The 14,124-nt window shown below is 60.9% G+C and carries 10 protein-coding genes; 9 read left to right on the top strand and 1 reads right to left on the bottom strand.

The window, feature by feature from the left end:
• Positions 1–16: 16 nt before the first annotated feature.
• From rseP to DVJ77_RS10800, 8 genes are all read left to right on the top strand, one after another.
• Entirely contained in the window at positions 17–1,363 is a 1,347-nt protein-coding gene (gene rseP / locus DVJ77_RS10835; RefSeq protein ID WP_114845522.1) for an RIP metalloprotease RseP, read from the top strand.
• Positions 1,364–1,525: 162 nt separating this feature from the next.
• Complete coding sequence (gene bamA, locus DVJ77_RS10830) at positions 1,526–3,988, top strand: outer membrane protein assembly factor BamA (RefSeq protein WP_114845521.1); 2,463 nt, start codon at positions 1,526–1,528, stop codon at positions 3,986–3,988.
• A gap of 120 nt (positions 3,989–4,108) precedes the next feature.
• Positions 4,109–5,137, top strand: coding sequence for a UDP-3-O-(3-hydroxymyristoyl)glucosamine N-acyltransferase (gene lpxD, locus DVJ77_RS10825; protein WP_114845520.1), 1,029 nt, complete (start codon positions 4,109–4,111; stop codon positions 5,135–5,137).
• A complete protein-coding gene (fabZ, locus tag DVJ77_RS10820) occupies positions 5,130–5,603 on the top strand; it encodes a 3-hydroxyacyl-ACP dehydratase FabZ (protein WP_114845519.1) in 474 nt (157 codons plus the stop codon). The genes lpxD and fabZ overlap by 8 nt, the downstream gene beginning before the upstream one ends.
• Positions 5,600–6,373: an acyl-ACP--UDP-N-acetylglucosamine O-acyltransferase gene (gene lpxA, locus DVJ77_RS10815; protein ID WP_114845518.1), complete on the top strand. Its 774-nt coding sequence runs from the start codon at positions 5,600–5,602 to the stop codon at positions 6,371–6,373. The genes fabZ and lpxA overlap by 4 nt, the downstream gene beginning before the upstream one ends.
• A gap of 49 nt (positions 6,374–6,422) precedes the next feature.
• A complete protein-coding gene (gene lpxB / locus DVJ77_RS10810) occupies positions 6,423–7,622 on the top strand; it encodes a lipid-A-disaccharide synthase (protein WP_114845517.1) in 1,200 nt (399 codons plus the stop codon).
• The gene (gene rnhB, locus DVJ77_RS10805) at positions 7,615–8,205 is read left to right on the top strand and encodes a ribonuclease HII (protein WP_191983685.1); all 591 of its coding nucleotides are present in this window, start codon (positions 7,615–7,617) and stop codon (positions 8,203–8,205) included. The genes lpxB and rnhB overlap by 8 nt, the downstream gene beginning before the upstream one ends.
• Before the next feature lie 350 nt (positions 8,206–8,555).
• The gene (locus DVJ77_RS10800) at positions 8,556–8,738 is read left to right on the top strand and encodes a hypothetical protein (protein ID WP_114845515.1); all 183 of its coding nucleotides are present in this window, start codon (positions 8,556–8,558) and stop codon (positions 8,736–8,738) included.
• Here the strand turns inward: DVJ77_RS10800 and DVJ77_RS10795 are convergent.
• Positions 8,735–10,174, bottom strand: a complete 1,440-nt coding sequence (locus tag DVJ77_RS10795; RefSeq protein WP_114845514.1) for an amino acid permease — start codon at positions 10,172–10,174, stop codon at positions 8,735–8,737. The two genes, DVJ77_RS10800 and DVJ77_RS10795, sit on opposite strands and share 4 nt — an antisense overlap.
• Positions 10,175–10,327: 153 nt before the next feature.
• On the opposite strand from DVJ77_RS10795, the gene dnaE reads away from it, so the two are divergent.
• A complete protein-coding gene (gene dnaE, locus DVJ77_RS10790; protein ID WP_114845513.1) occupies positions 10,328–13,885 on the top strand; it encodes a DNA polymerase III subunit alpha in 3,558 nt (1,185 codons plus the stop codon).
• Positions 13,886–14,124: the final 239 nt, after the last annotated feature.

Raw genomic sequence — 14,124 nt, 5'->3', positions numbered from 1 at the left:
GTAGACAAGCCCCCTGATGACTCCCTTTTTCGGCTCAATATTCTGGTTATTGGTCACGCTTGGCCTGCTGGTGACCTTTCATGAATTTGGTCATTACTGGGTCGCGCGTCGCTGCGGCGTGAAAGTGCTGCGCTTTTCGGTCGGCTTCGGCAAGGCCATTTGGAAGCACACCGCCCGCGACGGCACTGAATACCAGATCGCCGCGATTCCGCTCGGCGGCTACGTAAAAATGCTTGATGCCCGCGAAGGCGACGTCGATCCCGCGTTGCAAGGGCAGGAATTCACCGCCAAGCCCGTCTGGCAGCGCATCGCCATCGTGGCGGCCGGCCCAGCCTTCAACCTGATTTTCACGGTTGTCGCGTTCTGGCTGATGTTCACCCTGGGCAAGCCCGATATCGCGCCGATCGTCGCCGCCACGCCGCAGAGCATGGCGGCCGACGCCGGCATCCGTGCCAACGACCGCCTGCTTACTGTCGGCGGCAAACAGGTCGCCACCTGGAGCGATTCGCTCGATGCCGTGGCCAATGCCATGCTCGGTCGCGAACCGTTGCCCGTTACCGTGCGCGGCAGCGACGGCAACGAGCGCTCGTTGGTGCTGCCGTTGAATCAACTGCCCGCAGGCCAGGACATCAGTCAGTATCTGGACAAACTTGGCCTGAAGCCCGCTCCGATACCCGCCGTTGCCGCTACCGTAGTACCGGATAAACCCGCGGCCGCGGCCGGCATGCAAAGCGGTGACCGCATTCTCAGCGTGAACGGCCAGGCGGTGCAGGACTACGAAGAGTTTCAGAAGCGGATCCCGGCCGAGGCCGCAAAATCGCCCCAGCTAAGCCTGATGATCGAGCGCGGCGGCAAAACGTTGCCGATCCATGTCACCGCGCGCAAGGACTCATACGAGGGCCAGCCGACCAACTGGATGATCGGCGTATCGGCGCTCCCTCGCGAAACAGCCACCTTGCGCTACGGCCCGGTCAAGGCGTTGGCCGCTTCGCTGCACACCACCTGGGACGGCGCCGCTTCGATGTTCAACATGATCGGCAAAATGTTGAGCGGTCAGGCATCGACCAAGAATCTCTCCGGTGTGATCGGCATTGCTCAAGTAGCCAACGCTTCGGCCCATATGGGGCCGGCCTGGTTCTTGAATTTTCTTGCGATGGTCTCGCTCAGCCTGGCCGTACTCAATCTGCTGCCCATCCCCGTCTTGGACGGGGGCCATCTGCTGTATTACCTTATTGAGTTGGTCAAAGGCAGCCCAGTCAGCGAACGCGTGATGATGGCCGGACAGTACGTCGGTCTCGCCCTGCTGTTCACGCTGATGGGGTTGGCGTTCTACAACGACATTCATCGCATCCTGCCTTCGTGACGCGAGCGAATGTCGAAACCTCGGTGCGAAGCACTGAGTTGTCACTTACCGCATCCATGTCGGGTGCGTGCTTTTTTTCGGGGCAGGGGAAATCCCGGCTTCATGCTTTGATCGGGGTGGCCATCCTGGCCGCCTCATCGAAATAACCCAACGGATTCGACGATGAAGCGTATCGCCGCCCTGATTTTGCTTGCTTCCCTCTCCGCCAACGTGCTCGCTTTCGAGCCCTTCGTCGCCTCCGATATCCGCATTGACGGCTTAAGCCGCATCACGGCGGGTACGGTGTTCAACTACCTGCCGGTCAACAAGGGCGACCGCATCACCAATGACGCCGCGCAACGAGCGATTCGTGCGCTGTACCAGACCAAGTTCTTCAGCGATGTGGAGTTGGATCGCGATGGCGACATCCTGGTCATCAAGGTCGTCGAGCGCCCCTCCATTGCCAAGCTCACCCTGCGCGGCAACAAGGACATCAAAGAAGACGATCTGCGCAAAGGCCTGAAAGAAATCGGCCTGACCGAAGGCGAGACCTTCGACCGGCTGTCGCTTGATCGCGTGCAGCAAGAGCTGATTCGCCAGTACTACAACCGCGGCAAATACAACGTCTCGGTCGAGCCGCATTTGACCAATCTTGATCGTAATCGCGTAGCCATCGATATCGAGATCCGCGAAGGCAAGGTCGCCAAGATCAAAGAGATCAATATCGTCGGCAACAGCGCCTTTACCGATAAAGAAATCCGCAAGACCTTCGAGTCGAACACCAGCAACTGGATGTCCTGGTACTCAAAGGACGATCAGTATTCGCGTGAAAAACTCTCCGGCGATCTGGAGAAGCTGCAGTCCTACTACATGGACCGCGGCTATGCCGACTTCGGCGTCGACTCCACCCAGGTATCGATCGCACCCGATAAGCGCGCCATGTACATCGCCGCCAGCGTGAAAGAAGGCGAGATCTATACCGTCTCCGACGTGCACCTGCTCGGCGAGCTGATTCTGCCGGAGGAATCGCTGCGCCAGCTAGTCTTCACCAAGAAGGGCGAGACCTTTAACCGCAAGGCCATCGAAGCCAGCTCCGATGCGATCAAGAGCATTTTGTCGAGCATCGGCTACGCGTTCGCCAAGGTCACCCCGGTGCCCAAGCTGGACAAAGAAAAACGCACCGTCGATATCACCTTCTATATCGAACCGGGCAAGCGCGTATACGTGCGCCGCGTGATCTTCCAGGGCAACACCCGCACCGAAGACGATGTGATGCGCCGCGAGCTGCGTCAGTTGGAAGGTAGCTGGTATTCGCAGCCGGCCATCGACCGCTCCAAGATCCGTCTGCAGCGACTGGGCTATTTCAAGAAGGTCGACGTCGATAAGAAACTGGTGCCGGGTACCGAAGACCAGGTCGATGTCAGCTACAAAGTAGAGGAGCAATCCGCGGGCAGCCTGATGTTCGGCGTGGGCTATTCGCAGTACTCCGGCATCATCTTGTCCGCCTCGGTGTCGCAGAATAACTTCCTCGGCACCGGCGACAGCTTCACCGTCGGCGCCCAGCGCAGCGATTATTCGACCAGTGTCAACGCCAGCTACTACAACCCGTATCTGACCGACAACAACATTGGTATCGGCTACAACGCCAGCTTTACCAAGACCGATTTCGGCAATACCAACAGTGATTTCGTCAACTACACCAGCAGCACCACGGCGTTCACCACGTTCCTGAATTTCCCGATCACCGAAACGGACAACGTCCGTGCCGGCATGGGCTTGAGCAGCAACAAGATCAAGCTCAGCTACAGTTATGTCGACACGACCACTGGCCTGGTGCAAACGACGTCGCAGTCGCCGCAGCAGCTAATCGACTACCAGAACGCGATCGGGCACGAGACCATTCACTCGTGGACCGGCCAGCTCGGCTGGAACCACGACACCCGTAACGGTTACTGGGCGCCTACGCGCGGCGGCCTGCTCTCGGCCAATGTGAACGTCGCCCTGCCCGGCTCGACCGTGCAGTTCTACAAGCTCGACCTGGAAGCCAGCCACTACTGGCCGCTGGGGCGCGGCTTCGTGCTCTATCTGGACGGCCAGGTCGGTTACGGCAACACCTATGGCAGCCAGACCTACAGCCGCACGTTTGGCGACTACAAGCAAGGCGCGAACTACGACTTCCCGTTCTGGGAGAACTACTACTCGGGCGGTGTGCGCGATGTGCGCGGCTTCCAGGACAACACGCTGGGTCCGCGCGTCTGCGTTGGCACAACGATTGATCCGGTAAGCGGCAAGCAGGTGCCGATCAGGCCGAACGCGAATGGCACTTGTTCCGGCAGCATTTACAACTACTCCCAGCCGGTCGGTGGCGCGTTCAAGGTGTTGGGTACGGCCCAGGTCTACCTGCCGCTGCCCTTCCTCAAGGACGTCAACACCGCACGCGTGTCCTGGTTCGTCGATGTCGGTAACGTGTACCAGAGCTACTCGACCTTCAAGGCCAGCGAATTGCGTGCCTCGACTGGTTTGTCGCTGCAGTGGCAGGCGCCGATCGGCCCGCTGATTATCAACTTCGCCGTGCCGATTCGCTCCAAAGCCGATGACAGCCACTTCGAAGAGCGGATCCAGTTCACCTTCGGCAGCCAGTTCTAATTGGGCTGAGTTCATTGGGGATAAGCCCATCGAGCTGAAGTGCAAGAGCGAAGAGAGCGCGGCGATGCCGCGCTTTCTTTTGCTGCGTCCTACAATGGCCGGCATGTTGCGGAGCCAAGCATGAGCGTGAACAAATACACGGTGGTCGAACTCGCCGAACAGTTCGGTCTCGCCTTCAAGGGCGACGGCACGCGCGTCATCGACGGGGTCGGCACCCTGGCCGGCGCCAGCGCCAGTCAACTGAGTTTTCTATCCAACAGCAAATACACCGCTCAATTGACGGCAACCTGCGCCGGCGTCGTAGTACTGCGTGAGGAAAACCTCACCGATTGCCCAACCACAGCCCTGGTCGCCGACGACCCCTACGTGGCCTACGCGAAAATGGCCGCACTATTCGAACGCCGACCTGACGCCCCGCATGGCGTGCACCCCAGCGCGGTGGTCGCTGCCGGCGCGCGCATCGCATCTACGGCCAGCATTGGCCCTTGCTGCGTGATCGAAAACGGTGCGGTCATCGAAGACGGCGCAATACTCGGCCCACATTGCATCATTGGCCCTGACTGCAGTGTCGGCGCTCAAGCGCGCCTGGTCGCGCGGGTCACCCTGGTCACCCGTGTGACCGTAGGAAAACGTGTATTGATCCATCCCGGCGCGGTCATTGGCTCCGATGGTTTTGGCCTCGCCTTTGACCGTGACCATTGGATCAAGCTGCCGCAACTGGGCGGCGTGCGTATCGGCGACGATTGTGAAATCGGCGCCAACACCACCATCGACCGCGGCGCGCTGGACGACACCGTACTGGAAGAAGACGTGCGGCTGGATAACCAGATCCAGATCGCGCACAACGTACATATCGGCGCCCATACGGCGATGGCGGGCTGTTCCGCCGTGGCCGGTAGCGCAAAAATTGGCCGCTACTGCATGATTGGCGGCAATGCCGGCGTGCTGGGGCATCTTGAACTGGCCGACCGCGTTACCATTACCGCCAAGAGTCTGGTCACGCATTCCATCCGCGAACCGGGCGAATATTCATCGGGCGTACCGTTGCAGGACAATCGCCAATGGCGTCGCAACGCCGCCCGTTTCAAGCATCTGGACGAGTATGTGCGCCGACTGTCGGCGCTGGAGAGGGATAGTAAAGATGAATGAGCAGACCACGCCCTTCCACCTACCGGTGAACGTGGAACAGATCCAGCAGTTGCTACCGCACCGCTATCCGTTCCTGTTGGTCGATCGGGTCATCGAGATCGTGCCGGACCAGAGCGTGGTGACGTTGAAGAACGTGACCATCAATGAGCCCTTCTTTCAGGGTCATTTCCCTGGGCACCCGGTGATGCCGGGCGTACTGATCGTGGAAGCCATGGCGCAAAGCGCCGGCCTGCTGACGCAAATCAGCGGCCGCATGAAAGGCAACACCGGCAGCCCGTTGTTCTATCTGGCCAAGGTCGATAACGCCCGCTTCAACGCGGTCGTAGCGCCGGGCGACCAGTTGCGCATGGAGGTCACGCTCAAGCGATTGCTGCGCAGCATGGGCTTGTTCCATGCCCGTGCACTGGTCGACGGCAAAGAGGTCGCTAGCTGCGAACTGATGTGCGCGGCGAGGTCCGATAAATGATCCACCCCACCGCGCTGATTGATCCCACCGCCGTTATCGGCGCCAACGTCAGCATCGGCGCTTACAGTGTGATCGGCGCCGGTGTTGAAATCGGCGAAGGCACTGTGATCGGCCCGCACGTGGTTATCGAAGGCCCGACCAAGATCGGCCGCGATAACCGCATCAGCCAGTTCACTTCACTGGGCGGTGCGCCGCAAGACAAGAAATTTGCCGGCGAACATACCGAGCTGGTCATCGGCGACCGCAATCTGATCCGCGAATTCGTCACCATCAATCGCGGCACCGGCGATGGCGGCGGCATTACCCGCATCGGCAACGACAACTGGCTGCTCGCCTACGTGCATATCGCGCACGATTGCCAGATCGGCAATAACATCGTGTTCTCCAACTACTCGGCGCTGGCCGGGCATGTGGACATCGGCGATTGGGTGATTATGTCCGGCTTCTCCGGTGTGCATCAGTTCTGCAAAGTCGGCGCGCATGCGTTTATCGGCATGGGCTGCCTGGTCGGCTCCGACGTGCCGCCGTTTGTGATGATGGCGAACGAACAGCGAGGCCGTCCGCGCGGCATCAATAGCGAAGGCATGAAGCGTCGCGGCTTTGAAGCGCCGCGCATTGCGGCTATCAAGCGCGCCTATCGCACACTGTATATGGCCGGCCTGACATTAGCCGACGCCCGCGAACAACTGGCGGCGCAAGCACAGGAAAGCGACGACGTGCGCGCCATGCTGGACTTTCTCGATACCAGTGAGCGGGCCCTCGTCCGATAAGTACGCCGTACTTATCGGAGAATCAAACACCCGCACGGGAGACATCGATATGCAGGCCCACGAAGTCTCCACACAGACACGCCTCATTGCCCTCATCGCCGGCGAAGACTCCGGCGACCAACTCGGCGCCGATCTGATTGTCGCACTGCGCCAGCGCTATCCGAGCGCCCGTTTCGTCGGTATCGGCGGGGCTCGCATGCAGGCCCAGGGCTTCGAATCCTGGTACGACATCGGCGAATTGTCGGTCATGGGTTTTGCCGAAGTGATAAGGCATCTGCCACGGCTGTTGCGCTTGCGCAAATCGCTGGTCGCGCGCTTGCTTGAAGCACGCCCGGACATCGTCATCGGCATCGATGCCCCCGACTTCAACCTGGGCGTAGAACAGCGACTCAAGCAAGCCGGCTTGCGCACCGTGCACTATGTCAGCCCTGCTGTCTGGGCATGGCGCGAGCGACGCGCGGAAAAAATCGGCCGTAGCGCCGATCGGGTGCTATGCCTGTTTCCGATGGAGCCACCTATTTATGACAAGCACGGCATCGATGCACGCTTTGTCGGCCATCCATTGGCGGATCGCTTCGCCTTGGTATCGGATCGCGTAGGCGCTCGCGACATCCTGCAATTGCCGCAAAACGTGCCCGTACTTGCCGTTCTACCCGGTAGTCGCCCGTCTGAATTAGAACGCCTGGGGCGTATTTTTATTGACGCTGCGAGTCAGGTCGCCAGCGCCCTGCCAGGCCTGCGCATCGTGATTCCGGCAGCGAATGCGCAAGTGTATGCCCGCTTGAAAGCCTTGCTCGCCAGCCAGCCACGCGCGGATGCGCCGTTGCTATTGGAAGGCCACTCCCATGAAGCCATGCTGGCGGCCGATGTCGTGCTGTTGGCTTCAGGTACGGCCACACTGGAAGCGATGCTGGCAAAACGGCCGATGGTCGTCGGCTATCGCGTGGCGCCAGCGAGCTATCGCATTGCGCGCGCATTGAAGATGCTCAAGACCGATGTCTATGCATTGCCCAACATCCTCGCGCGTGCCTGCGGCATGGGCGATGCCTTGCTCGTACCCGAGCTGATGCAAGATAACTGCACCGCCGGCAAGCTCGCCGCCGCCACGCTGGACCTGTTTCACGACAGCGAGCGCCGCGGCCATATCGTGGCGGCGTTCGAGCAATTGCATCACATGCTGCGCGGCGGCCTGGAAGGCCATGCGGGCGAGCGGGCAGCGACGGCGATTGCGGAGTTGCTGGATGGTTAAAAATGCACTCATTGCCGGCGTGGACGAAGCGGGGCGCGGCCCACTGGCAGGCCCGTTAACCGTTGCGGCGGTGATTCTCGATCCACAGCGTCCCATTGCCGGGCTCAACGACTCCAAAAAACTCAGCGAGAAGAAACGCGAAGCGCTGTATCCGCAGATTATCGAACGCGCGCTGGCGTACTGCGTCATTGTGGTGCTGCCGGAGGAAATCGATCGGCTGAATATTTTTCAGGCCACCATGGCGGGGATGAGCCGTGCCGTGGCGGGCCTGACGCCAACAGCGCACTCGGCCTTGATCGACGGCAATAAGCTACCCAAGGATCTGCCCTGCCCTGGGCGCGCCATCGTCGGCGGCGATGCACTGGAGCCGGCCATCAGCGCCGCCTCGATTCTCGCCAAGGTCACCCGCGATCGGCTGATGATCGATATGGAGAGCACGCATCCAGGCTATGGTTTTGCCATCCATAAGGGCTACCCCACGCCAGCGCATCTCAGCGCGCTGAAACTGCTCGGCCCTTGCGTGCAGCATCGCCGCAGCTTCGCGCCAGTGAAAGTACTACTGGATCAAACACAGCTCTTTTGAGCCGTCTCGTAAACGGCCGCACAAGCATCATCGGGGCCAACCCGGCGCGGCCTGGCTATGCCCTATGGCCCAGGTTTTAACCATCGCATAGGCATAGCATCGCAATTGCCTGCCGGCGCGGATTGCTACGGTTTTGTCCGGCGAGTTCGGAACTATTCAACCCTGTCGCTCATCTTATGCATGGCCACAGCAACCCTTCCGACGACGACTGCATCTCAAGCAGGTACCGGCAACCCTTCCGCCACTTGCCGGCGACACGCCTTATTAACAGCACGGACGCACGGTGTTAACGCATCCCCAGCGTTAACGGTTCACGACATCGCGCTCATTCGCCCCCTAGGAGACGCGCCATGAAACCCACCCCCCGTCCATCTCAATTGCCAGATTTGATCGCTGTAGACCCAGGCACCACCAAGACAAAGCCGCAAACCGCTGAGCATGTTGATTACGACCGCCGCCCGCTGGTGGTCGAACAGCTCGACCACTACATCGATGCGCTACCGGCCGAGAACGAGCGGTTCCGCGTGCATTAACGACTTTTACGCAAGCGGCTATGCCGATAGCCGTAACCGACGTAGATCAACATGCCCAGTACCGTCCAGCCGGCCAGCAAGAGCCAGTTTTCCTTGTTCATCTGCATGAGCAGAAACAGGCAGACCAATACGCCCAGGCTGCAGGTCACCGGTGCGGCAGGCACCCGAAAACCACGCAGTAGATTCGGATGGGTCCGACGCAATACCAATACGCCGATGCAGACCGTGGAGAACGCCAGCAGCGTACCCATCGACAACAGGTCGCCGAGCAGGCTGAGCGGAAACACCGCCGCCAGCAAACCACCGACCAAGCCCACCAATAAGGTCGTACGGTGCGGGGTGCGATGCTGAGCGTGCACGGCCCCAAAGAAGCGCGGTAACAGGCCATCGCCAGCCATGCTGTACAGAATGCGCGACAGGCCCAGATGCATCACCAGGATGACCGAGGTCAGGCCCGCCACCGCGCCCACCTGGGTCAACAGCTTCAACCAGGCCAGTTGCGGATGTGCCGCCAGGGCCGTTGCCACCGGCTCGGCGGTAGCTAGCTGCTGATACGGCACCAAGCCGGTCAGCACCGCCGCCACGATGATGTACAGCACCGTGCAAATCGCCAGCGAGATCAGAATGCCCATCGGCACGTTGCGCTGCGGGTCGCGTGTCTCCTGCGCCGCCGTCGCCACGGCATCGAAACCAATATAGGCAAAGAACACGCTGGTTGCCGCGCGAAACACACCGCTCCAACCGTAGTGATCGCCACCCTGGTTTGCCGGCATATAGGGATGCCATAACTCAGGATTGACGTACTGCAAGCCGAACACCACGAATAACAGCACCACCAACACCTTCAATACCACCACCACGCTGGCAAACAGAGTGGATTGCTGAGTACCGCGATACAGCAAGGCCGTCAGCGCCGCCACTACCAATACCGCAGGCAGATTGAACCAGGCGCCAGTCACCGCCAGTTGGCCGTCTTTGAAACTCAATGGCGCATGCGTCAGCACATCGGGTATCTGCAGCCCCAGGCTATGCAACAGGCCTACGCCATAGCCCGACCAGCCGACCGCTACCGACGACACCGCCAGCAGATATTCGGCCACCACGTTCCAGCCGATAAACCAGGCCAACAGCTCGCCAAAAGTAGCGTAGGCGTAGACATAGGCACTGCCCGACACCGGCAGCATCGCGGCGAACTCGGCGTAGCTCAGCGCCGCCAGCGCGGCGGCCAGGCCCGCCAATATGAAAGACAGCGTGATGGCCGGGCCGGCATGCTCGGCCGCCGTCTGACCGGTAATCACAAAGATGCCGGCACCGATCACCGCGCCCACGCCCAGCACGATCAGCTCCTTCAGCCCCAAGGTGCGTTTGAGTGAGTTGTCAGCCGATAACGAAGCCTCAACAGGTTTAACGGCGAAAAGCGAACGAAGCAGCGACATGGGGCAAAACCATTGAAGGCCACGGTATGCGGCACAAGACCCCGAACCTTGCCAGCCAGCGCCAATGCTGGCAACCGTCAAAAGCCACACAAGTCAATCTTGCTCGCCGATTGGGGTGCCAGTAGCCTTCACCCACTCACCGCGTGAGTCTGCATGTCCATCAGCTTTGCCCACCTCCATCTACACAGCGAATATTCGCTGGTCGACTCGACCATCCGTATCAAGGCGATGGTCGAAGCCTGCGTGCGCGACGGTATTCCGGCAGTAGCGCTGACCGACGAAAACAACATGTTCGCGCTGGTGAAGTTCTACAAGGCCTGTAGCGCCGCCGGCATCAAGCCGATTGGCGGCTGCGACCTGTGGATCAGCGCACCGGACGATCCGCGTCCGTGGCGGCTCAGCTTGCTATGCCAGAACCGCGACGGTTATCTAAATCTCTCTCGCCTGGTCTCGCGCGCATGGCGTGAAGGCCAGCACAGCGGCCGTCCGTTGATCGACGCGGGCTGGCTCAGTGTCGATGCGACGGCGGGATTGATCGCGCTGCTAGGCCGCGAAAGCGAGGTCGGCCGTATCGCGATGAACCAAGGTGTCGAAGCTGCGCTGCTCAAGCTGCGCCCGCTGACCCGCCTGTTCCCCGACCGGCTGTATCTGGAGCTGACTCGTTGCGGGCGCGAGGGCGAAGAAACCTGGAACGCCGTTGCGCTGGCCCTGGCCACCGAACTCGAACTGCCGGTGATCGCCAGCAACGATGTGCGCTTTCTCAAACAGGACGACTTCGAGGCACACGAAGCCCGCGTCTGCATCAACCAGGGCCGGGTGCTGGCCGACCCGAAGCGACCGCGCGACTACAGCGACCAGCAATACCTGAAATCCCCCGCCGAGATGTCCGTGTTGTTCGCGGATATCCCCGAGGCGTTGGAAAACACCATCGAGTTGGCTAAGCGCTGCAACCTCGAACTGAGTTTCGGCACCTACTACCTGCCCGACTTTCCGGTGCCGGAAGGCCACGACCTGGCCAGCTATATCCGTGAAATCTCCCGCGAAGGCATGCGCGAGCGGCTTGCCGCCGCGCCGCTGGCGGCCGGACGCACCCTCGCCGATTACGAGGCGCGCCTGGAGCGCGAGCTGGACGTCATCATCGAGATGGGCTTTCCCGGCTACTTTCTGATCGTGGCGGACTTCATCAACTGGGGTAAGGAAAACGGCATCCCCGTAGGCCCCGGCCGCGGTTCGGGCGCAGGCTCGCTGGTGGCATGGGTACTGAAGATCACCGATCTGGATCCGTTGCAGTTCGAATTGCTGTTCGAGCGCTTCTTGAATCCCGAACGCGTCTCGATGCCCGACTTCGACATCGACTTCTGCATGGATCGCCGCGACGAGGTGATCGACTATGTGGCGCGCAAATATGGGCGCGACCACGTCAGCCAGATCATCACCTACGGCTCCATGGCGGCCAAGGCGGTACTGCGCGACTCAGGCCGTGTGTTGGGCATGGGCTACAACGCGGTCGACAAGATCGCCAAGCTGATCCCGCCGCGTCCACTCGATCTCACCTTGTCCGATGCGCTCGGCCGCTCGGAGAAATCCAAGAAAGAAACCGATCGCGTCGTCAAGGAATTCTGCGACCTGTACGAGCAGGACGAAGAAGCCAAGTCGCTGGTCGATCTCGCGCTCAAGCTGGAAAACCTCACCCGCAACGCCGGCAAGCACGCCGGTGGTGTGGTGATCGCCCCCACCCCGCTCACCGACTTCGCCCCGCTGTATTGCGAACCCGGTGGCGGCGGCGTGGTGACGCAATACGACAAGGACGACGTCGAAGCGGTCGGCCTGGTCAAATTCGACTTTCTCGGCCTGCGCACGCTGACCATCATCGATTGGGCAGTGAAAGCCATCAATGTGCGGCGCGAGGCCGCCGGCGAGCCGCTGCTAGATATTTCAAAGCTGCCGCTGGACGACCCGGCGCCGTATGAGCTGCTGAAGAAGGCGCAGACGGTAGCGGTATTCCAGCTCGAATCTTCGGGCATGCAGCGCATGCTCAAGGACGCCAAGCCTGACCGTTTCGAGGACATCATCGCGCTGGTGGCACTGTACCGCCCCGGCCCCATGGACCTGATCCCCAGCTTCGTCGCCCGTAAGCACGGCCGCGAGGCAGTGGAGTACCCCGACCCGCGCGTTGAGCCGATCCTGAAAGAGACCTACGGCATCATGGTCTACCAGGAGCAGGTGATGCAGATGGCGCAGATCGTCGGCGGCTACTCGCTCGGCGGCGCCGACTTGCTGCGTCGAGCGATGGGTAAAAAGAAACTCGAGGAAATGGCGAAGGAGCGCGCCAAGTTCCGCGAAGGCGCCGCCAAAGACGGACTGACCGGCGACAAGGCCGATTCCATCTTCGACTTGATGGAAAAATTCGCCGGCTACGGCTTCAACAAATCGCATGCCGCCGCCTATGCGCTGGTGTCGTACCAGACCGCGTGGCTGAAAGCGCATTACCCCGCCGAGTTCATGGCCGCGACGATTTCGTCGGACATGGACAACACCGACAAAGCGGTGACCTTTCTCGACGAATCGCGCGCCATCGGCCTGACCATCCAGCCGCCTGACGTGAACATGGCGAACTTCATGTTCGTCGCCGTCAAACCCAAAGTCATCTGCTATGGCCTGGGCGCGATCAAGGGTGTCGGCCAGGGCGCTTGCGAAGCGATCGTGGCCGAGCGCCAGCAAGGCGGCGAGTACAAAGATCTGGCCGACTTTTGCCGGCGCGTCGACCCGACCAAGCTCAATCGCCGGGTACTGGAAGCCCTGATCCTCTCAGGCTCGCTGGATAAGCTCGCGCCCACCCGCGCCAGCCTGATGCTGCAGTTGCCCAATGCGATCAAGGCCGCCGAACAGCATCTGCGCGACAAGCAATCGGGCCAGAACGATATGTTCGGCGCCATGATGTCGGATGCCGGCAGGAGCAGCGTCGCGCCGGTCGTGCAGATCGACCTGCCGACGGCACCCGAATGGCCGCTTGAGCAAAAGCTGCAAGGCGAGCGCGATACGCTTGGTCATTACCTGTCCGGTCATCCCACTGACCCGTGGCGCGAAGAGCTGGCCCAGCTATCGACCTGCCCGCTGGGCGAAATCGGCGACCGTTACCAGCCGCCGAAACCACGCAAAAACGACGACGACAACAATCGCTTCCGCCGTGGCCCCGACACCCCGTGGACGGTCGCCGGCATGGTCACCGGCGTGCGCAAGCGTGGCGACAGCGATGCCTTCGTCCGGCTCGAAGATGGCACCGGCATCATCGAGGTGAGCTTTTTCGGCGAGCTATATCAACAGATCGCGCCCCTGCTCACCCGCGATGAAATGCTGATCGTCGAAGGCGGCCTGCGCATCGACGACTTTTCCGGCGGCGGCTTTCAGCTACGGGCAAAAACCGCCTACACCCTCGGCGATGCCTGCCGCCGCTATGCACGATTGCTGCAATTGAAGTTGAATGGCATCGATCCTGGCTTTATCGAACAACTACGTCATGCCCTGACCGGCTATCTCGGCGGCCGCGCCACCGTGTTACTGCACGGGTTTCACAACCAGAACGCCCAGGCCGATCTTGAGCTGAGCGAGGAATGGCGCGTCGACGCCATCCCCGAACTCCTGCGCGCCGTACGCGGCATCCCCGGCGTACAGGCCGCCAAGCTGAGGATTGTGAAGCAGCAAGGGGATTGAAACGGGGAACGGGGAACGGGGAACGGGGAACGGGGAACGGGGAACGGGGAACGGGGAACGGGGAAAAGCCTAAAAAGCACAAGCAAAAACGCAAGAGAAAAAACAAACAAAGATCAAAAAAGAACGCGGCGCCGCAAGCACCCATCAGTCCGCATGTTCCCCGTTCCCTATTCCCCGTTCCCCGCCCCCCCATACGCCTCCGTTCTCGCGATATCCCACGTCCCGGTATACTGCCCCGC

This window comes from Dyella tabacisoli (genome assembly GCF_003350925.1).
Lineage (GTDB): Bacteria > Pseudomonadota > Gammaproteobacteria > Xanthomonadales > Rhodanobacteraceae > Dyella_C > Dyella_C tabacisoli.
This window is presented reverse-complemented; position numbering and strand designations above follow the sequence as displayed.

Bases quoted from the DNA above. Each gene is read 5' to 3' on its own strand.
- lpxB (WP_114845517.1), top strand. From the start codon at position 6,423: ATGCAGGCCCACGAAGTCTCCACACAGACACGCCTCATTGCCCTCATC.
- bamA (WP_114845521.1), top strand. From the start codon at position 1,526: ATGAAGCGTATCGCCGCCCTGATTTTGCTTGCTTCCCTCTCCGCCAAC.
- rnhB (WP_191983685.1), top strand. From the start codon at position 7,615: ATGGTTAAAAATGCACTCATTGCCGGCGTGGACGAAGCGGGGCGCGGC.
- dnaE (WP_114845513.1), top strand. From the start codon at position 10,328: ATGTCCATCAGCTTTGCCCACCTCCATCTACACAGCGAATATTCGCTG.
- rseP (WP_114845522.1), top strand. From the start codon at position 17: ATGACTCCCTTTTTCGGCTCAATATTCTGGTTATTGGTCACGCTTGGC.
- DVJ77_RS10800 (WP_114845515.1), top strand. From the start codon at position 8,556: ATGAAACCCACCCCCCGTCCATCTCAATTGCCAGATTTGATCGCTGTA.
- lpxA (WP_114845518.1), top strand. From the start codon at position 5,600: ATGATCCACCCCACCGCGCTGATTGATCCCACCGCCGTTATCGGCGCC.
- DVJ77_RS10795 (WP_114845514.1), bottom strand. From the start codon at position 10,174: ATGTCGCTGCTTCGTTCGCTTTTCGCCGTTAAACCTGTTGAGGCTTCG.
- lpxD (WP_114845520.1), top strand. From the start codon at position 4,109: ATGAGCGTGAACAAATACACGGTGGTCGAACTCGCCGAACAGTTCGGT.
- fabZ (WP_114845519.1), top strand. From the start codon at position 5,130: ATGAATGAGCAGACCACGCCCTTCCACCTACCGGTGAACGTGGAACAG.